We start from the raw sequence: 18,651 nt of genomic DNA on the forward strand, positions 1-18,651 counted from the left end.
TGATGGGCTCAGCCTTCGGCTTCGGGCGTCTCGGCCGGGGCGGTCTCGCCCAGGATGAACCGGGCGAACCGGGCCACCGAGATGTTTTCGCCGGTCCGGGCGTTGACTTCCAGAATCATGTCGCTGACCTTCTTGGCCGAGTCCTTGACGTAGACCTGGTCCAGTAGGACGCTCTCGCTATACCACGAGTTGAGCTTGCCGTCGGCGATCTTCTCGCGGATCTGCTCGGGCTTGTCCTCGGCCTGCTTCAGGAAGATCCGCCGCTGCTCCTCGACGACCGCCGGGTCCATCTCCTCGCGGCGGACGCAGATCGGGTTGGCCGCGACGACCTGGAGGGCCAGGTCCTTGCAAAGCTGGCGGAACTCGTCGTTGCGGGCGACGAAGTCGGTCTCGCAGTTGACCTCGATCAGGGCGCCCGACTTGCCGTCGTGGTGGATGTAGGTCTCGACGCGGCCCGCCTTGGCGGCGCGGCCGGCGCGCTTGGCGGCATTGGCCTTGCCCCGCTCCTGGGCGAGGGTCATGGCCTTCTTGGGGTCGCCGTCCGCCTCCTTCAGGAGCGCCTTGCACTCCATCAGGCCCAACCCGGTCGCCTTGCGGAATTCGTTGACAACCTGAGCCGTAATAGCGGCCATCGACGCTTCTCCTCTGCTCTGTCGCAGACCTTGCGGGATTCGTAATCGGTGACTGGGTTCTTCGCGGGCACGAGGCCCGGGGGACGGCGGATGGCCGTCAAGCCCCGGGCCTCGTCGATCGTTCGGGTCAAACCGGGGCGGGCCCCGACTCGATCATTCGCCCTGCGGGGCGGCTTCCGGCTCGGCCGCGGGGGCCGGGGCGGCTTCGGCCTGCGCCGAGGGGGGCGTATCGGTCACGCCCTGACCGCCGGGGATGGCCGGCTGGGCGTCGGCCTGGGCTTCCAGGTCGGTCGGAACGCCGGCCTCGACGGCCGCCGCGGCGGACTGATTGGGCTGAGGGGGGGCCGGGGAGGCGGCCGCCGCCGGGGCGTTGGAAGAACGGATCCCGCCGCGGCCATAGCCCTGCGGGCCGCCACGATTCGGGCCGCCGCGATCGCCACCGCGTCCGCCGCGGTCGCCGCCGCGACGATCGCGGTCATTGCGGCCGGGCTCCGGCTCCTCGCGACGCGGGGGCTCGGGCGGGGCGGTGAGCTTGCCCTGGATGATCGAGTCGACCAGCCGCTTGACCACCAGCTCGATCGACCGCATGCTGTCATCGTTGCCGGGGATCGGCAGGTCGATGGTGTCGGGATCGCAGTCGGTGTCCAGCAGGGCGACGATCTTGATGCCCAGCTTCCGGGCCTCGGACACGGCGATGTGCTCGCGGTGCGGGTCGATGACCAGGAGCGCCTCGGGCAGGCGGGTCATGTTTCGGATGCCGGCCAGGTTGCGGTCGATCTTGGCCCGCTCGCGGCCGAGCGTGGAGATCATCTTCTTCGAGTAGCTGAGCGCCTGCTCGCCATCGAGGATGCTCTCCAGTTCCTCGAGGCGCTTGAGTCGGCTGCGGATCGTCCGGAAGTTGGTGAGCGTCCCGCCCAGCCAGCGTTCCGTGACGTAGGGCATCCCGGCGCGGGTGCATTCCTCGACGATCGTCTCGGAGGCCTGCCGCTTGGTCCCGACGAACAGGATCAGCCCGTTCTCCGAGGCCACCTTGTGGAAGTACTTGGACGCGCGGAGCAGGCCGCGGACCGTTTCCTTCAGGTCGATGATATGGATCAGGTTGCGCTTGCCGTAGATGTACGGCTTCATTTTCGGGTTCCACCGGCTCGCCCGGTGCCCGAAGTGTACGCCCGCATCGATCAGGTCTTTAACCGCAAGTGCCACGAGAACTTCCTCCGTCCCGCCGAGACATTCCGGGCCGCGATCCCCGCGCGATGGGCGACGGGGCGGCCTTGCTGATGGCCGGGAGTGATCAGAAACGAGGGGTCAGTGTAACGACACGCGTATCCGGAGTCAAATCAGAGCACCCCGGCGGTGATCTCGGCCAGCGCCGCCAGGAAGGTGTCGATCTCGGCCTCGGTGGTGAAGGGGCCGGGGCTGACGCGGAGGGTGCCGTCCGGGAAGGTGCCCAGGGCCTTGTGGATGTACGGGGAGCAGTGGAGGGCGGGGCGGACGGCGATCTCGAAGCTGGTGTCGAGCATCCCGGCCAGTTCCTGGGGCGTCAGCCCTTCGGGCACGATCAGGGACAGCGCCCCGACGTGGGTGGCCGGGTCCCAGCGGCCGGCCACGCGCCAGCCTTCGGCGGCCTCGGCCCAGTCGACGACCTTCTGGAGCAGGCCGACTTCGTGGAGCCGGGCGGCCTCGACGCCCCGCGCGGCGACCCACGCCACCCCGGCGGCCAGGCCGGCCACCCCCAGGACGTTGGGCGTGCCGCCTTCCAGCGCGTAGGGGAGGATGGCCGGCTGGGTCTCGCTGGCGGAGTCGCCGCCGGTGCCCCCCTCGCGCCAGGCGGCGGGGTTGGCCCGGGGGCCGACATACAGGGCGCCGGTGCCGGTCGGCCCGTACAGGGCCTTGTGGCCGGGGAAGGCGAGCAGGTCGATGGGCGTGGCCTTGAGGTCGATCGGCACCAACCCGGCGGACTGGGCGGCGTCCACCAGGAACAGGGCCCCGGCCTGGCGGACGATTGGCGCGATCGCCTCGATCGGCTGGACCGTGCCCAGGACGTTGGACGCATGGGTCAGGGCAACCAGCGAGGTCTTGGGCGTGAGGGCCTGGCGGACGGCCTCGGGGTCGAGGTAGCCCTCAGTCGACGCCAGGCGGGTGAGGGTGATCACGCTGTCGCGTTCGAGCTTGCGGAGCGGCCGGCTGACCGAGTTGTGCTCCATGTCCGACGTGATCACATGGTCGCCGGGCTTGACCGTCCCCTTGATGGCCATGTTCAGGGCGTCGGTGCAGTTGAGCGTGAAGATCCAGCGCTCGGGCCCTTCGCCCCGGAAGAACTGGTTGAGGGCGTGCCGGGCGTCGTCCAGGGTCCGTTCGGCGGCCATCGCCATCCGGTGCCCGGCGCGGCCGGGGTTGGCCAGGCTGGTGCGGGCGAACCGGTCGAGGGCCTCGTAGACGGGCTCGGGCTTGGGGAAGCTGGTCGCGGCGTTATCCAGGTAGATCATCGCGGGTGTCCTGCGGGCGGGAGGTCGGCCGGGGGAGGAGCGGGCGGCTCAACTCCCCACGAACTGGGCGTAGAGGGTCCGGGCCTTGGCGATGTCGTTGGTCCCCTTGATGATCGCCCGGCCGTCGGGGAAGACGGTGAAGTCATGCCCCTCGGCGGCGAACCGGAGCATGAAGGCGTTGTGCTTGACCTCGCCGATGGCGCCGAGGCGGCGGGCCATGTCGGGGAAGTCGATCGGCTCGGGGCGGCGGGCGGCGATCTGGACGGCGTTGCGCCCGCACAGGGTCGTCGTGTGCGACCCGAGGTCGCCGGCCAGCCACTCGTACTGGTGCCGCTGGCAACACGGACAGTCGACCTTGCCCAGCAGGCCCGCGACCTTGAGCCGGCGGAACTGCCAGTCCCAGACGTCGACCATGATCAGCTCGGTGTTCAGGGCGGAATCGGCCCCGCTCAGGAGCTTGATCGCCTCGACGGCCTCGAACGAGGCGATCACCGAGACCGCCGGGCCCAGGACGCCGGCCGTCTCGCAGGTCGGGGTCATGCCGGGCGGCGGGTTGTCCTCGATCAGGCAGCGGAGGCAGGGCGTCTTCCCCGGCCGGATCGTCATGGTCTGGCCTTCGGAGCCGATCACCCCGCCGAAGATCCAGGGCTTGCCCAGCTTCACGGCGGCGTCGTTGATCAGGTAGCGGGTCTCGAAGTTATCGGTTCCGTCCAGGATCAGGTCGGCGTCGGCCACGAGGTCGAGGATGTTGGTGTGGTCGATGTCGGTCACGACCGGCTCGATCGTCACCGACGAGTTGATCCGCCGGAGCTTGCGGGCGGCGGCCTCGGCCTTGGGCAGGTTGGAGGCGACGTCGTCCTCGTCGAAGAGGATCTGGCGCTGGAGGTTGTGGGTCTCGATGAAGTCGCGGTCGACCAAGCGGATGTGCCCGACCCCGGCGCGGACCAGGTGATTGGCCAGGACCGTGCCCAGGGCGCCGCACCCGCAGATCGTGACCCGCGATTGCATCAACCGCCTCTGCCCGGCCTCGCCCAGATTGGGGAACCGGACCTGTCGGCTGTATCGGTCGAGGGGATCGGGGGTTGCGTCTCCGCCGAGGCCGGCGCTGTCGCTTGCCATGACCTTCATCTACCCTTCAGATCGCCCCCGGGGAGGGGCGGTTGGCTTCGTTTGGGATGCGGCGCGTTGGCTTCGTTTGGGCGAGTCGGATGGTTGCGATCGACCGACCGACCTCGGTCCAACTCGCCGGCGCCGTGGTTGGCAAGCCAACCACAGCCACCCAGGATTGAGTTCGTTTTTCCGGAGTCCTGGCCGAACCGGCGACATCGATTGGGTTCGTTTGGTATTCGGGTGGCGGTGGTTGGCTTGCCAACCACCGCGCCCGTGCCGCCCGACTTTGGGTTCGTTTGGCGATCAGCCTCCGGCGACGGCCGGGATGATGCTGACCTCGTCCCGGGCCTCGACCTTGGTGTCGAGGTCTTCCAGGTAGCGGATGTCTTCGTTGTTGACGTAGACGTTGACGAACCGACGCAGCTCGGCGCCGTCGAACAGGCGTTCGCGGAGGGCGGGGTGGGCCTCGAAGACCTGGCCGAGGACTTCGCCGACCGTCGCGCCGGCGGCGTCGACGCTGTCGAGGTTATTGGCGTGCGGGCGGAGCGGGGTCGGGATGCGGACGACGGGCATGATGCAAAGGTCCTTGCGGACCGGGGCCGCGTCGCCATTCGGGGCGACGCGCCTCGGCACTCGGTGCTGGGGAGAAGATAGGATGTTGCGTCTCGCCTGGGGAACTCAGGCCCCGGCGCCGATCAGCTGGCCGGCGTCGGCGGGGGAGCCGACCAGGGCCTCGAACTCGTCGAGGCTGGGGCGGATCACGGCGGGCTTGTCGACCTTGCCGTGGAGCGCCTCCTGGGTCTTGAGGCCGTTGCCGGTGATGCACAGGACGGTCGACCCGTCGCGGTCGATCTTGCCCTGCTCGATCAGCTTGCGGGCCACGGCCAGGGTCACGCCGCCGGCGGTCTCGGCGAAGATCCCCTCGGTCTCGCCCAGCAGCTTCATGGCGTCGACGATGGCGTCGTCGTCCACGTCCTCGCTCCAGCCGCCGCTCTCGCGGATCAGCTGGGAGGCGAAGTAGCCGTCGGCCGGGTCGCCGATGGCCAGGCTCTTGGCGATCGTCTTGGGGTCGCGGACCGGCCGGACCTTCATGGCGTCGGACTTGACCGTGTGCGAGATCGGGTTGCACCCGGTCGCCTGGGCGCCGAACATCTTGGTGCGGACCGGGCCGTCGATGATGCCGAGGGTGGCGAACTCGTTGAACGACTTGTGGATCTTGCCGATCAGGCTGCCGCCGGCCATCGGGGCGACGACGTGGTCGGGGATCCGCCAGCCCATCGCCTCGGCGATCTCGAAGCCCATCGTCTTGGACCCCTCGGCGTAGAACGGCCGGAGGTTGACGTTGACGAAGCCCCAGCCGTACTTGAAGGCGATCTGCGAGCAGAGCCGGTTGACGTGGTCGTAGTTGCCCTTGATGGCGATGACCTTCGCCCCATAGATGCTGGCGCCCAGCACCTTGCCGGCTTCCAGGTCGTCGGGGATCAAGACGTAGGCTTCCAGACCGGCGGCGGCGGCGTTGGCCGCGACGCTCCCGGCCAGGTTGCCGGTGGAGGCGCACCCCACGGTGCGGAAGCCGAGCTCGACGGCCTTGCTCAGGGCCACGGCGACCACGCGATCCTTGAACGAGAGGGTCGGGTGGTTGACCGCGTCGTTCTTGATGTAAAGCTCGGCCACGCCCAGGGCCTTGGCCAGGCGATCGGCGCGGATCAGGGGGGTCCCGCCGACGTGGAGGCCGACCGTGGGCTCGCCGTCGATCGGCAGCAGTTCGCGATAGCGCCAGATCGTCCGGGGGCGGGAGAGGATCGCCTCGCGGGTCATCGTCCGGCCGACGGCCTCGTAGTCATAGACGACTTCGAGGGGGCCGAAGTCCTCGGTGCAGAAGTTGAGGGCTTCCTTGGGATAGAGCTTGCCACAGAGGCGACACTTCAGGCCGAGGACGAGTTCGTCGGACACCGGCATATCTCCCGACAAGGCCGTTCCACCGTCCCGCGAGTCGCGAGGGGATTCGGGCCCGAACCAGGGAACCGGACGAACCGAAAAGCATGGGTCCGTCCGCGGTGCGCGCACGTTCTGATCGGCGAGTGTATGAGGGGACGGGTTGGAAGGCAGGAAGGGCTGTAGGTGCGGACGCGGGGATGTGCGCCGACCTCAGACCATCTTATCTGTCCCATCGCGATTCCCTGGGGGCGTTGCCGCCGGGTGCGATAGGGCAGGAGTTAGCACCAGCATCCGCCGTGATGGCAGACCGGTTGCTGTGGCGTCGTCGGGCCCGTCCCTCAGCCACTCTGGATAAGATGCGCACCGAATTATGACGCCCCAACTCTACAGATCCCGGGGCGGTTCGTCAAGGAACCGCCCGAGGATCGGGGCGAAAAGTCACCGCGCCATCGGCTTATTCGGCAGCCTTGTTCTTGCCGGCGTACTTCTCGATGTTGACCTTGGAAGCGACGCCGTCCTCGTGGGTCACCTTGACCTTGGTCCCCTTCTTGAGCTTGGAGATGTCGAACTTCTTGGCCGTCTTGCCCTTGGGGTTGACCCACTCGGTGTCGTCCTTGACGGTGACGTCGACGTCCTTCTCGGGGTCCTCCTGGGTGACGACGAACTTCTTGTTATCGGCGTCGACCGACTTGACGGTGCCCAGCAGCTCGGCGGCGAAGGCGGTGCCCAGGGTCAGGGCCAGCGAGGCGAAGGCGGCGAAGACGGCGGTCATCATCGAGCGGCGGGTCTGGGGCATGGGCGGGATCTCCCTGGCTTTCATGGGGCATTCGGAAGGCCGTGCGTCCCCGACGCGGGGGACGCGACGCGAGAGGGCTGGCCCTCGGGATCAGTCGCAACTCTCGGACACGAGGCGCGGCGCCGGTCCGCGAACGGATCGAACCATCCGGGTCCCGGGTCCGTTCCTACCTATATAATGAAGCGGTCGGGGGCGGGGAAGGAGTCGCCGGGCTCGCGCGTCGGGCTTCCCCCGATTTCGCGGCAACTTCACAGGGGAGGCCAGGACCGTGACGATGATCGCGCATCCCGCGACGCCGGTCGCATCGACCCCGCACGACGTCGAGGGGCGGGCCCAGGCCATCGGCCGCTCGCTGTTCGCCGAGGTGGCGCGGGGCCGCTCCATCCTGTCGAGGGGATGGTGGGACGACCGGGCGATGGCCCTGACGATGGACGACCCGGAGGTCAAGGCCCAGCTGTTCCGGTTCATCGATGCCCTGCCGGGGCTGGAGAAGCCCGAGGCCGTGGGCCGGCACCTCCGCGAGTACCTGGGGGAGGCCGAGGAGCGGGTCCCCTGGTGGATGAACCTGGGCGTGGGCCTGGCCCCGCCCGGCACCGCCCGCGAGAAGCTCCTGTCCGGCCTGGCGCGGGCGTCGGCCACCCACATGGCCGGCCGGTTCATCGCCGGGGCCACGCCGGCCGAGGCGTTCCGGACCGTCCGGCAACTCCGCAGGCGCGGGGTCGGCTTCACCGCCGACCTGCTGGGCGAGGCGGTCATCAGCGACCGCGAGGCCGAGGCTTATGCCGCCACCTGCGTCGAACTGCTGCGCGGGCTGGCCGGCCCCCTGAGCCAGGAGCCCGAAGTCCCGACGATCGACCGCGACCAGCACGGGCCGATCCCCCGGGTCAACCTGTCGCTCAAGCTCACCAGCCTCACGCCCCGGTTCGACGCCCTGTATGCCGAGTCGACGATCCGCCGGGTCGCCGAGCGGCTCCGGCCGATCCTCCGGGTGGCCCGCGAGGTCGGGGCGTTCGTCAACGTGGACATGGAGCAGTACGCCCACAAGGATTTGACCTACGCGATCTTCTGCGCGGTCCTCTCCGAGCCCGAGTTCCGCGACTGGGCCAACGTCGGCATCGTGGCGCAGGCGTATCTGCCCGAGGCCGAGGGGGATCTCCGCGCCCTGGCCGACTGGGCCCACGTCCGCGGCACGCCGGTCTCGGTCCGGCTGGTAAAGGGGGCCTACTGGGATTACGAGACCACGATCGCCCGCCAGATGGGCTGGCCGGTGCCGGTCTATCCCGAGAAGTGGGCGACCGACGCCAGCTACGAGCGCTGCGCCCGGTTCCTCCTGGAGCACCACGAGACGCTCCGCCCGGCCTTCGGCAGCCACAACCTCCGGAGCCTATCGTACGCGATCGCCACGGCCGAGGCCCTGGGCGTGCCGCAACTCGGCTACGAGATCCAGATGCTCCACGGGATGGGCGGGCCGGCCGAATCGGCGCTGGTGAGGCGCGGGCATCGGGTCCGGGTCTACACCCCTTATGGGGCGATGCTGCCGGGGATGGCCTACCTGGTCCGCCGCCTCCTGGAGAACACGTCCAACGAGTCGTTCCTCAAGGCCAGCAACGCCGGCCGGGCCGACATCGACGCCCTTCTACGCAACCCCGAGGAGGTCGGAGCCATGCTGCTGTCGCGCAAGAAGAAGGCCCCGGCCGCGCCGGGGGCGATCCCGCCGTTCCGCAATGAGCCGCTGACCGACTTCACCCGCGCCGAGCCCCGCGCGGCGATGGCCGAGGCGCTGGCGCAGGTCAAGGGATGGCTCGACGGGGAGTATGGCCCGATGATCGGCGGCGAGCCGATCCGCTCCGGGGAGGTCTCCTCGGTCGCGGCCCCCGGCGATCGGACGCTGGTCGTCTCCCGGACCGCGATGGCGACCGCCGCCGACGCCGACCGCGCCGTGGCCGCCGCGCGGGACGGGTTCGCCGACTGGTCGAAGGTGGAGCCACGAAAGCGGGCCGATGTCCTGCTGCGGGCCGCCGCGATCTTCCGCGCCCGCCGGTTCGAGCTGGCGGCGTGGGAGGTCTACGAGTGCGGCAAGCCCTGGCGCGAGGCCGACGGCGACGTGGCCGAGGCGATCGACTTCTGCGAGTTCTACGCCCGCGAGATGATCCGCCTGGCCGAGCCGTCCCGCCGCGACGTGCCGGGGGAAACCAACCGGATCGACAAGATCGCCCGGGGCGTGGTCGTGGTCATCCCCCCCTGGAACTTCCCCCTGGCGATCCCGACCGGCATGGTGGCCGCCGCCCTGGTGGCGGGCAACTCGGTGATCCTCAAGCCGGCCGAGCAGTCGCCGGCGATGGCCTGGCACCTGGTCAAGGTCCTCCGCGAGGCGGGCGTCCCGGATGGGGCCCTCCAGTACCTGCCCGGGAAGGGCGAGGTGGTCGGGCAGGCCTTGGTGGACGACCCACGGGTCGACCTGATCGCGTTCACCGGGTCCAAGGCGGTCGGCCTGGAGATCAACCGTCGCGCGGCCGAGCCCCGGCCGGATCAGCATCACGTCAAGCGGGTGATCGCCGAGATGGGGGGCAAGAACGCCGTGATCATCGACGACGACGCCGACCTCGACGAGGCGGTGGTCGGCGTGATCCGGAGCGCCTTCGGCTATGCCGGGCAGAAGTGCTCGGCCTGCTCGCGGGTGATCGTCCTGGACGGGATCTACGACGCCTTCGTCGCCCGATTGGCCGAGGCCGCGCGGTCGGTCGTGGTCGGCCCGCCCGAGGACCCCGAGACGCTGGTCGGCCCGGTCATCGACGCCGACGCCCGCGACCGGGTCCGCGACTACGCCCGGATCGCCCGCGAGGAAGGGCGGACGATCCTCGACCTCGACATCGGCGAGCTTGCCCAGCGCGGCCACTACGTCGGCCCGGTGATCGTGGCCGACGTGGCCCCGGACGCCCGCGTGGCCCAGGAAGAAATCTTCGGCCCGGTCCTCGCCGTGATCCGGGCCCGCGACCTCGACGACGCCCTGCGGATCGCCGATGCCACGCCCTATGCCCTGACCGGCGGGATCTATTCCCGGAGCCCCGGCCACATCGAGCGATTCAAGCGCGAGGCGCGGGTCGGCAACCTCTACATCAACCGGCCGATCACCGGCGCCCTGGTGGACCGCCAGCCGTTCGGCGGCTTCCGCCTCTCCGGGATCGGCACCAAGGCGGGGGGCTCGGACTACCTCGACGAGTTCTTGCTCACCCGCACCGTCACCGAGAACACCCTCCGACGCGGCTTCGCCCCCGACGCGGACGCCGAGGCCGTGGAAGGGGCCTGAGCAGTTTGGCCGATGCCGCCCCCTGGGCCGAACCCGAGGGGGCGACATCGGCCCGGTCTCAACCCGCCTTGCGGCTGCGCGGGCGGCGCGGGGAGATCGGCTCGGCGAATCGGGCCTTGAGCGGCGACTCGATCGCCTCGTAGTCGCGGAAGCGCATCCGGACCCCTTCGTGGGTGGTGTTCGCCACGAAGACGATCTCCGACCCGCCCGACAGGCTGGTGTCGACCACCGTGGCGATCCCGTACAGTTGCCCGAACGGGGGCAGCACGCCCGGCTCGCAGTCGGCGAAAATCTGCTCGACCTCGGCCTCGGTGGCGATCCTCGTCTCCACCCCGCCCAGGGTCCGGCCCAGGCGCTCCAGGTCGATGCGATGGGTGGCGGGCAAGACGGCCAGGGCATACCCCTCGCCGGCCCTGACCAGCACCCCCTTCGCCACGCAGCGGCCGGGCACGTGGATGCTCTCCGCCAGGTGCGAGGCCGAATGAGACGGCCGGTGCAGGAACACCTCGAAGCGTGCCGACCGGCTCTTGAGGAATTCGCGGATGATCATGAGGCTGCCTCCCAGGGTGTTACTTTGGGTAATATAGAACAATTACGCCACTTCGGCAACAATCTCCATCCGGTCAAATCAGGGAGATCTTGCCGGGCAAAACCCGGCTCCGACACCGAACCGACGATCGGATCCCGGAAAGGTCGCTTGAATCTGGCAGGTCCGACGTGTTAGGATCCGCAATTCGCCGGAGCCGGATGATCCGGCGGCGGGTATCTCGCGAACAGTTCGAGCCTCTGGACCCAGCAATGCCGAATACGCCCTCAGCGATCAAGCGTTTGAAGCAGAGCGAGAAGCGCAGGCTGCACAACCGGATTGCCAAGAAGATCATCAAGACCTACACCAAGAAGACCCTCGCCGCCCTCGCGGCCAAGGATTTCGAAAAGGCCGAGGCCGACTACCGGACCACGGTCGCGAAGATCGCCAAGGCGGGCGTCCGCCGAGTCCTGCACCCCAACACCGCCGACCGCCGCAAGAGCCGCCTGGCCCGGGTGTATGCCGCGGCCGTGGCGAAGGCCAAGGCCTGATCGGATTCGTGGGAAGGCGGGGAAGGGAGCGACCGGCGTGCCTCGGCTCGACGACTCCCGCCCGGCCTTGCTCGACGCCATCCAATCTCGATACGGCCCCCCTGCGCCCTCGGGACGCGGTCCCGGGCCCGATGACGATCCGTTCGCGCGGATCCTGGTGGAGGCCCTGGGCCTGTCCGCCGACCCCCGGACCGTCGCCTCGGCCCTGACGGCCCTGGCCGCCGAGGGGTTGCTCGACCCGGCTGCGCTGGCGGCGGCCGACCCGTCGGAACTCGAAGCCCTGTTCCAGGCGCATCGGATCCGGCTCACGGCGAAGGCCGTCGCGCCGGCGCTGAAGCTGGCCCGGTGGGTGCAATGGTCCGGGTTCGATCGCGCCGCGGCGGAGGTCGCCTCGACCGAGGCGCTCCGCGAGGCATGGCGGGGGCTGCGCGGGATCGGCCAGGCCACGGCCGACGCCCTGCTACTGCATGCGCTCGACCGCCCGGCCTACCCGGTCGATCGCGGTTCCTACCGGATCTTCCTCCGCCACGGCTGGATCGACGCGTCGGCCGACTACGACGAGGCCCGCTCCGTCTTCGAATCCGTGGCCCCCGACGACGCGCCCACGCTCGTCGCACTCTCCGCCGGACTCCAACGCCTGGCTCGCGAGTTCTGCAAGCCCGGGACGCCCCGGTGCGAGCATTGCCCGCTCCGCCCCCTCCTGCCCGAAGGCGGCCCGCTGGGCGAGGAGTAGACCCGGAGCCGGGTTCCAAAGCAGTCGGGCACGGACGCGATGGCGACCCGATCCGGTCGCTCGCGCCCGTGCCCGTTTGGTTTTCCCTCCCCAGGACCGGGGCCGCCCTTACTTGGGGGCGGCCGGCTCGGGGGTAGGGGTGGGGCTCGGCTTGGGGAGGATGCCCAGGCCGGTGCCGTCGCCCGGGTCTCCCTTGGGGATGATCAGCGAATCCTTGAGGGTGGCGGGCTCGCCCTCCTGCTTGGCCGCCTCGGCCTTCTTCCGCTCGGTCTCGACCATGATGGAATTGTCGAGGTAGGAGAGGAACAGCTCGGTGTCATCCTTGGGCGGGTTGGCGGCATCGGTCGGGGCCTGGAAGGAGAACAGGGCCGGGTCGATCGCCGCGTCCGGCTTGAGGCCGTATTCGAGGGTGACCGTGCTCGGGTTGATCTTGGGCGGGGGCCGCTTCACGCCGATCGGGCGACCGTCCTGGCCGATCTTGCGGGTGTCTTCCTGCATCGACAGGATCGACGGGGCATTGCCGATCATCTTGATGCGGTACGGCCAGTGATCCTCGGCCCCCAGGGTGATCTGAATATTGCTGGGGACGTAGGGGGGCAGGGGGGCGGTCGGGGAGAGTGGCTGGTCGCCGGGCCCGAGCAGCTTCTCGCGGTTGGTCCAGGTGCCGCCGATGATGACGACCGCGCGGCCGTCCTCGGTGTCATTGCGGAGCTGGTCGAACCTGGCGTACTTGCGGAAGCCCATCAGCAGGGCTTCGGGACCGCCGAAGCCCATGTTGGCCACGACCAGCTCGCGGAAGGCGGGATCGAGGTTGGGGTTCTTGAGCCGTTCCAGGATCGGCCCCAGCTCGCGTTTGGTATAGCTGGGGGCGGAGAGGACCTTCTGGTAATCCCAGAGGGTCTTGCCGTCGCTGATCTGGAGCATGGTCGCGTCGGTCCCGCCCAGCCCGGAGAGGTCGAGCTTGAGGCGGACGCGATACCCCGTATCCTTGTAATACTCGCCCTTGATCTGGAACTTCTGGTTGAGCATGTCCACGGTCTGGAGGATCGTGGAGGAAACGCGCTCCATCGCGTGGATCTTGGCGATGGCGACGTCGAGGAATTGTTCGGCGGGCGTCGGCCCTTCGGGGGCGGCCGCGGCCGCCGGTTCCGCGGGGGCGGGGGCCTGCGCGCGGGCGAGGAATCCGCCCATGGCGACCAGTGCGATCGCGGTCGCGGGCATCACGCGGATCGTTTGCATGGTAGGGATGGGGGCAATTCCTCAAGGGTTCGGATGGGAATGCCCGATCCTATCCTCGGGCGTCGTTGGACGCAATGCCGGCAGGACCCGGAGAGGCGTCCCGAAAGGGGTCTCCCCTCCACGCCGGCAGGTCGGCCTCGACGCGAGGGGCGTTCCCGCCGGGACCCGGCCGGGAGCCTACGCGTCAAATCCAGGATGGTGTGCTTCCTCCCGGGCGGTCGGGTGGGGCGGGGGATGCCCGATGCGGGGCGTCCGCGGCCCATGCGATGGCGTGCCGGGAGACAAGGAGGTCTGATGACTTCGCTCGGAGTGATGCTGCTCGTGGCCTCGGCCACGACCGGGTTCGGCAAGCCGCACGTCGGCGGCATGATGTTCCACCGTCACGGCGTCGTGGCCGATGGCCCGCCCCCGCCCGGCGGCCCGCTCCAGCCCGGCGGCCCCGGGATGCCCGGCGGGATGGGGATGCCCGGCGGCCCGGGGATGCCCGGCGGCCCGGACGCCAATCGCCGGTTCGCCAACGTCAAGAGCCAGGTCGTCTTCTTCGGCCCCGGCGGCACCAGCGGCGCCGGCGACATGAAGATCGGCTGGCAGAGCGGCGCCGGCAACGGCGAGAAGGTGTACCTGCCCGGCCGGAGCACCCCGTTCCGCTATAACTTCATGCAGGGCTACATCTACCGCCTCCGCCTGTCGGAGATCGCGGGCCGCCCGACCTTGAACCTGTACCCGACCATCGAGGTCGCCCCCTCGACCCCGGCGACCGACGCCTACCTGACCCACAACCAGATCCCGGTCCAGTTCACGGCCGAGGACCTGGACCAGGTCGAGGGCGGGAACTTCGTCACCAAGGTCATCTACCTGCCCGACCCCCGCTACCAGGAACTGGCCGTGGCCAACGTCGAGACGCTGGTCTCGACCCGCCTGGAGCCGGGCGTCGACCCGGTGATCGAGGCCGACAAGCGTGGCACCATCCTGATGATCGTCCGCCTCGGCGGCATCGACCTGGAGATGGACGGGTCGGGCGTCGTGACCATGCCCGGCGACACCGCGCCGGCCCCGGTCCCGAACTCGACCATGATGCCCCCGGGTGCCTTCCCGGCCAACGTGGCCCCGGTCGCCCCGATCGAGAGCGTCCCGCTGACCGAGGCCCCGGTCTCGCCGAACGCCCCGGGCCTGGTCGCCCCGCCGGCCCCGCCCGAGCCGGCCGCCCCCGCCGACCCCATCACCCCGCCGCCGCCCGCCGAGCCGGCCCCGGCCCCCACGCCGGCCCCGCCCGCCCCCGAGCTGCCGGGCTTCTGATCTGACCGAGGTGGCCCATCGGGCCTCCGCCGGCCGCACCATCTCGCCCCGGCGGGCCGCGTTCTCGGACCGCGACCCGCCGGGGCTTTTCATCGCGCCGAAGTGATGACGGACCATCGAGCCACCGGGCGCAGGACGCGCCCCCGACGAGGACGATCGTGATGAGCCGAACAGGAAGGACCCTTTGCGACGCCGGACGGCCCGCGCGGCTTGCCTGGCCCCTGCTGGGCCTGGCGATCGCGGCGGGCCTCGGCTCGTCGCGCACGGCCCGGGCGCAGGACGTCGCCCCCCCGAACAACCGGATGGTCCCCGTCGCCTCGACGCCCATCCTGACCGAAGTGAGCCCTCCCGGCGAGGCCGTCGCCGGACCGGCCGAGCCCGGCGTCGTCGGCGCGGCGGTCCTGCCGCACGACGTCCAGGTGGTCCGGTTCCACGGCCCGGCCGGGACCAAGGTGGAAGTGTTGGCCCCCGCCCCCGAGCCCGTCCCCCTGGGGGATGGTCAGGGCCTGGCCACCTTCGGCATGAAGGTCGGCAACGCCTACCACCTCCGCGTGAGCGAGATCCCCGACCGCCCGGGCGCGGAGCTGTTCCCGGTCGTCGAGATCGTCGGCCACCTCCACCGGCCCAACGGCGTGGACCCCGGCAAGTATCCGATCCGGATCGTGCTCCGCGAGGACGACATCACCGATGCCGTCGACCGCGGGCTGATGGTCACGCAGGTCATCTACCTGGAAGACCCCGACCTGGCCATCCCCGTCAAGCTGGAGAAGGATGATCCCCCCTCGGTCTCGCTCTCGCCGTCGGAAGACCCCTTGCGGGTGGCCCGCGCCCTGGGCCGGGTGATGGCGATCGCCCGGATCGGCGGCCGTCAGCCGACCCCCGAGGAACTGGCCGGGCCGACCGGCCTGGGCCTGCCGAATACGCCGTGCCCGTTCTCCGTGGCCGAGGGCACCCCGTGCGGCCTGCCGTGCGGGATCGTCTGCGGCACGCCGCCCCCGCCCGGCCGCCCCTGGATGCCCAAGGACGAGTTCCTCTGCGACGGCGGCGACCGCGGCGAGCCGGTCCACTTCACCGGCGACGGCGGGCTGGCCGGGATCGACCCCCGCGACGCCGTGGTCCAGTTCCACGACGCCGTCCGGCCCCGGGTCCTGCCCACCAACCGGATCTGCGTCTATGCCCCCCGGTTCGCCTCGGTCCGGGTCGGCATCGGCGCGTCGGAGGCGCTGAACGCCCTGTCGCTGGTAACCTCCGAGTTCCTCCAGCGCGGCGAGCAGGCCGCGATGCGCCAGGGGCCGCGCCGGCTGCTCCGCCAGGAGAACGCCGAGACCAGCCGGGTCCACCTGCGGGCGACCGACATCTCCACCCTCCAGAGCGCGGGCGAGCGTTCCGAGGTCCGCGTGCTGGCCGGGGTCGACACCTCGACCGCCATCACGGCGATGAAGACCGTGCAAAGCCCGGACATCGTCCGCGACCGGGCCAGGGCGATCACGGTCCGCCAGCGGATCAAGGTCGACGCCCTGAAAACCGCCGAGGGGCCGGTGATGACCGGCCTGATCCAGAGCGGCGGGCAGGTGGTCGTGGTCAAGTCCCCCAAGGAAGTGGCCGGCGTCGAGGAGCCGCCCGCGAAGCCCGGCCTCGCCGTGGTGAAGCTGGTGGACGCCGACGAGGCCGAGCCCGGCGACATCCTGACCTACACCATCAAGTTCCGCAACATGGGCAACGTCCCGCTCCGCGGCGTGTCGATCACGGACAGCCTGCTGCCCCGGCTCGAATACGTCCCGAACTCGGCCCAGGGCCCGGCCAAGACCGTGTTCACCTCCGGCCCCAACAAGGCGGGCGCCCTGGAACTGCGCTGGGACCTGCCCGGCTCGCTCGCCCCCGGGGCGGAAGGCTCGGTCACGTTCCGCGCCACCGTCCTGTAGGCTTCGGGATCCCGATCGCGGCCCCCGCCCGCGGGGCGGAGAAGAAATCGACGCCCCGCCGCACCCCGCCCGGGTGCGGCGGGGCGTCGGGCATTGTGGCGTGGTCGAAACGTCCCGGCCTCGATCGTGGCATTCCGGGAGCCTGCGGACGGCCCGGCGGTCGTTCGCAATTGACAAAGGGTTCGGCTTATCCTTACCTTCTGCCGTGGATTCGCGGCATCGTCGCGATCGACGCAGGGCCCGGCTCGTCCACGCCACCCGCCGTCTCCTCGCGGGATGGGCATCCGATCCGGCCGTCCCGAACATCCTGATCCAGCGAACTCATGCCCGAACTCGATCCCCCCGGCCCCCCCGAACACGCGTCGCTCGATCGGGCCGAGGCCAGGCGGCCGGCCCTGCTCGTCATCCCCACCTTCAACGACTGGGAATCGCTGGCCGGGCTGCTTCCGATGCTGGACGAGGCCCTGGCCGCCGGCGGATACGCGGCGGATGTCCTGATCGTGGACGATGGATCGACCGAGCCCCTCCGGCCCGACTTCGCCCGGGGCCCCTATCGCGCCCTGAAGCGGGTCGACGCGCTCCCGCTGCGGCGGAACCTCGGCCACCAGCGGGCCATCGCCATCGGGTTCGCCTACGCCGAGGATCGGCTCGACCACGAGGCGATCGTGGTCATGGACGCCGACGGCGAGGACGCGCCGGCCGACGTGCCGAGGCTGCTGGACTGCCTCCGGGCCAAGGGGGGTCGGGAGATCGTCTTCGCCGAGAGGACCCGGAGGTCGGAGGACATCGTCTTCCGCACCTTCTACGGGGTCTACCGGTTCGTCCATCGCTACCTGACCGGCTACGCGGTCCGGGTGGGGAACTTCAGCGCCGTGCCCAGGAGTCGTCTGGAAAGCCTGGTCGTGGTGGACGAGATGTGGAACCACTACGCCGCGGCGGTGTTCCGGTCCCGCCAGCCCTATTGCTCGATCCCGACCCACCGCGCCCACCGGCTGCGGGGGCGATCCAAGATGAACTTCATCGGGCTGGTCGTCCACGGGCTGAGCGCGATCTCGGTCTACGGCGAGATCGTGGGCGTCCGGCTCCTGATGCTGGTGATCGCGATGGGCGGGCTCGCCGCCGCGGGCCTGGTGGCGACGGTCGCGATCCGCTTGACGACCTCGCTGGCCATCCCGGGCTGGGCGACCACCGCCGCCGGGCTGTCGCTGATGCTGCTCATGCAGGCGATGATGCTCGCCTTCGTCCTCTGCGCGGTGATCCTGGGCGCCCGCCGCGGGACCTCGTTCGTGCCTCGCAAGGATTACGCCATCTACATTCGCGAACCGGTCCGGCTGGATCGACCCGCCGCCTCGGAGGAGAGCCAGGCATGAGCTACGTCTACGTCGGATCGGAACTGGACCTGTTCGCGGCGGCCACCACCTGGAAGGGCTACGTGCGGAAGCAGATCGCCCCGTACCTGGGCCGCGAGGTCCTGGAAGTCGGGGCCGGCCACGGCGGGACGACCTCGGCCATGTGCCGGGGCGAGCAGGACCGCTGGGTCTGCCTGGAGCCGGACGGGGAATTGCTCAACCGCGCCGCCAAGGCGATCGCCGAGGGGAAGCTGCCCGCCTGCTGCGAGGCGGTCCAGGGCACCCTGGACAGCCTGCCCCCCGAGGCGAAGTATGACACGCTCCTGTACATGGACGTGATGGAGCACATCGAGGACGACCGGTCCGAGGCCCGCAAGGCCTCCGATCGGCTCAAGCCCGGGGGCCACCTGGTGATCCTGTCCCCGGCGCATCAGTTCTTATTCACGCCCTTCGATACGTCGATCGGCCATTTCCGCCGCTACTCGAAGCGGACGCTCCGCGAGATCATCCCGGCAGACCTCGAACGGGTCCGCCTCTCCTACCTCGACACCGTGGGGCTGCTCGCGTCCCTGGGCAATCGCCTGGTGTTGAAGAGCGCGATGCCGAATCCCCGCCAGATCGCCGTCTGGGATAAGATGATGGTCCCCTTCTCGAAGATCGTCGACCCGATCCTGGGATACACCTGGGGCAAGTCGGTCCTGGGCGTCTGGCGCAAGCCGAAGGCCTGAGCGATGGCCACGGGGCCGGGCGGCTGGTATCCTGGGGC

General features: G+C 70.1%; 16 protein-coding genes and 1 riboswitch. Of the genes, 7 read left to right on the forward strand and 9 right to left on the reverse strand.

The genetic code is table 11. The features are described from left to right. Positions 1-8: 8 nt before the first annotated feature. From tsf to TA3x_RS17035, 7 genes are all read right to left on the reverse strand, one after another. Positions 9-632, reverse strand: coding sequence for an elongation factor Ts (tsf, locus tag TA3x_RS17005; protein WP_435015847.1), 624 nt, complete (start codon positions 630-632; stop codon positions 9-11). Between the two features lie 153 nt (positions 633-785). Then, complete coding sequence (gene rpsB / locus TA3x_RS17010; RefSeq protein ID WP_435015848.1) at positions 786-1,835, reverse strand: 30S ribosomal protein S2; 1,050 nt, start codon at positions 1,833-1,835, stop codon at positions 786-788. A 134-nt stretch (positions 1,836-1,969) separates the two neighbouring features. Next, a complete protein-coding gene (locus tag TA3x_RS17015) occupies positions 1,970-3,118 on the reverse strand; it encodes an aminotransferase class V-fold PLP-dependent enzyme (protein ID WP_435015849.1) in 1,149 nt (382 codons plus the stop codon). A gap of 48 nt (positions 3,119-3,166) precedes the next feature. Next, complete coding sequence (locus tag TA3x_RS17020; protein WP_435015850.1) at positions 3,167-4,237, reverse strand: ThiF family adenylyltransferase; 1,071 nt, start codon at positions 4,235-4,237, stop codon at positions 3,167-3,169. 294 nt (positions 4,238-4,531) lie between these two features. Beyond that, positions 4,532-4,801 (reverse strand): ubiquitin-like small modifier protein 1, encoded by a 270-nt coding sequence (locus TA3x_RS17025; protein ID WP_435015851.1) that lies wholly within the window; start codon positions 4,799-4,801, stop codon positions 4,532-4,534. A gap of 105 nt (positions 4,802-4,906) precedes the next feature. Further along, complete coding sequence (gene thrC, locus TA3x_RS17030; RefSeq protein ID WP_435015852.1) at positions 4,907-6,187, reverse strand: threonine synthase; 1,281 nt, start codon at positions 6,185-6,187, stop codon at positions 4,907-4,909. A gap of 196 nt (positions 6,188-6,383) precedes the next feature. Next, a riboswitch (SAM riboswitch) is annotated at positions 6,384-6,524 on the reverse strand. 96 nt (positions 6,525-6,620) lie between these two features. After that, on the reverse strand, positions 6,621-6,962 hold the full coding sequence (locus TA3x_RS17035; RefSeq protein WP_435015853.1) for a hypothetical protein: 342 nt from the start codon (positions 6,960-6,962) through the stop codon (positions 6,621-6,623). A 274-nt stretch (positions 6,963-7,236) separates the two neighbouring features. Between TA3x_RS17035 and TA3x_RS17040 the strand changes: the two genes are divergently transcribed. Then, positions 7,237-10,269: a proline dehydrogenase family protein gene (locus TA3x_RS17040; RefSeq protein ID WP_435015854.1), complete on the forward strand. Its 3,033-nt coding sequence runs from the start codon at positions 7,237-7,239 to the stop codon at positions 10,267-10,269. A gap of 58 nt (positions 10,270-10,327) precedes the next feature. Here TA3x_RS17040 and TA3x_RS17045 read toward each other — a convergent pair whose 3' ends face one another. Beyond that, positions 10,328-10,819 carry an aminoacyl-tRNA deacylase gene (locus TA3x_RS17045; RefSeq protein ID WP_435015855.1) on the reverse strand — a complete coding sequence of 164 codons (492 nt, stop codon included), beginning with the start codon at positions 10,817-10,819 and terminating at the stop codon, positions 10,328-10,330. 248 nt (positions 10,820-11,067) lie between these two features. On the opposite strand from TA3x_RS17045, the gene rpsT reads away from it, so the two are divergent. Next, positions 11,068-11,346 carry a 30S ribosomal protein S20 gene (gene rpsT, locus TA3x_RS17050; RefSeq protein ID WP_435015856.1) on the forward strand — a complete coding sequence of 93 codons (279 nt, stop codon included), beginning with the start codon at positions 11,068-11,070 and terminating at the stop codon, positions 11,344-11,346. 37 nt (positions 11,347-11,383) lie between these two features. Beyond that, the gene (locus TA3x_RS17055; protein WP_435015857.1) at positions 11,384-12,079 is read left to right on the forward strand and encodes an endonuclease III domain-containing protein; all 696 of its coding nucleotides are present in this window, start codon (positions 11,384-11,386) and stop codon (positions 12,077-12,079) included. Between the two features lie 108 nt (positions 12,080-12,187). On the opposite strand, the gene TA3x_RS17060 is transcribed toward TA3x_RS17055, so the two are convergent. Then, positions 12,188-13,300 carry a hypothetical protein gene (locus TA3x_RS17060; protein WP_435015858.1) on the reverse strand — a complete coding sequence of 371 codons (1,113 nt, stop codon included), beginning with the start codon at positions 13,298-13,300 and terminating at the stop codon, positions 12,188-12,190. A gap of 312 nt (positions 13,301-13,612) precedes the next feature. Here TA3x_RS17060 and TA3x_RS17065 point away from each other — a divergent pair, with 312 nt between their 5' ends. The 4 genes from TA3x_RS17065 to TA3x_RS17080 all read left to right on the forward strand — a co-directional run bounded on the left by TA3x_RS17065 (position 13,613) and on the right by TA3x_RS17080 (position 18,613). Then, complete coding sequence (locus TA3x_RS17065; protein ID WP_435015859.1) at positions 13,613-14,614, forward strand: hypothetical protein; 1,002 nt, start codon at positions 13,613-13,615, stop codon at positions 14,612-14,614. Between the two features lie 161 nt (positions 14,615-14,775). Continuing rightward, a complete protein-coding gene (locus tag TA3x_RS17070; RefSeq protein ID WP_435015860.1) occupies positions 14,776-16,536 on the forward strand; it encodes a DUF7507 domain-containing protein in 1,761 nt (586 codons plus the stop codon). 323 nt (positions 16,537-16,859) lie between these two features. Further along, positions 16,860-17,906 (forward strand): glycosyltransferase, encoded by a 1,047-nt coding sequence (locus tag TA3x_RS17075; RefSeq protein ID WP_435015861.1) that lies wholly within the window; start codon positions 16,860-16,862, stop codon positions 17,904-17,906. Then, positions 17,903-18,613 carry a class I SAM-dependent methyltransferase gene (locus tag TA3x_RS17080; RefSeq protein WP_435015862.1) on the forward strand — a complete coding sequence of 237 codons (711 nt, stop codon included), beginning with the start codon at positions 17,903-17,905 and terminating at the stop codon, positions 18,611-18,613. The genes TA3x_RS17075 and TA3x_RS17080 overlap by 4 nt, the downstream gene beginning before the upstream one ends. The last annotated feature ends 38 nt before the right edge of the window (positions 18,614-18,651 follow it).

Origin of the sequence: Tundrisphaera macrotermitis, from assembly GCF_051175315.1 — a bacterium.
GTDB lineage: Bacteria > Planctomycetota > Planctomycetia > Isosphaerales > Isosphaeraceae > Tundrisphaera.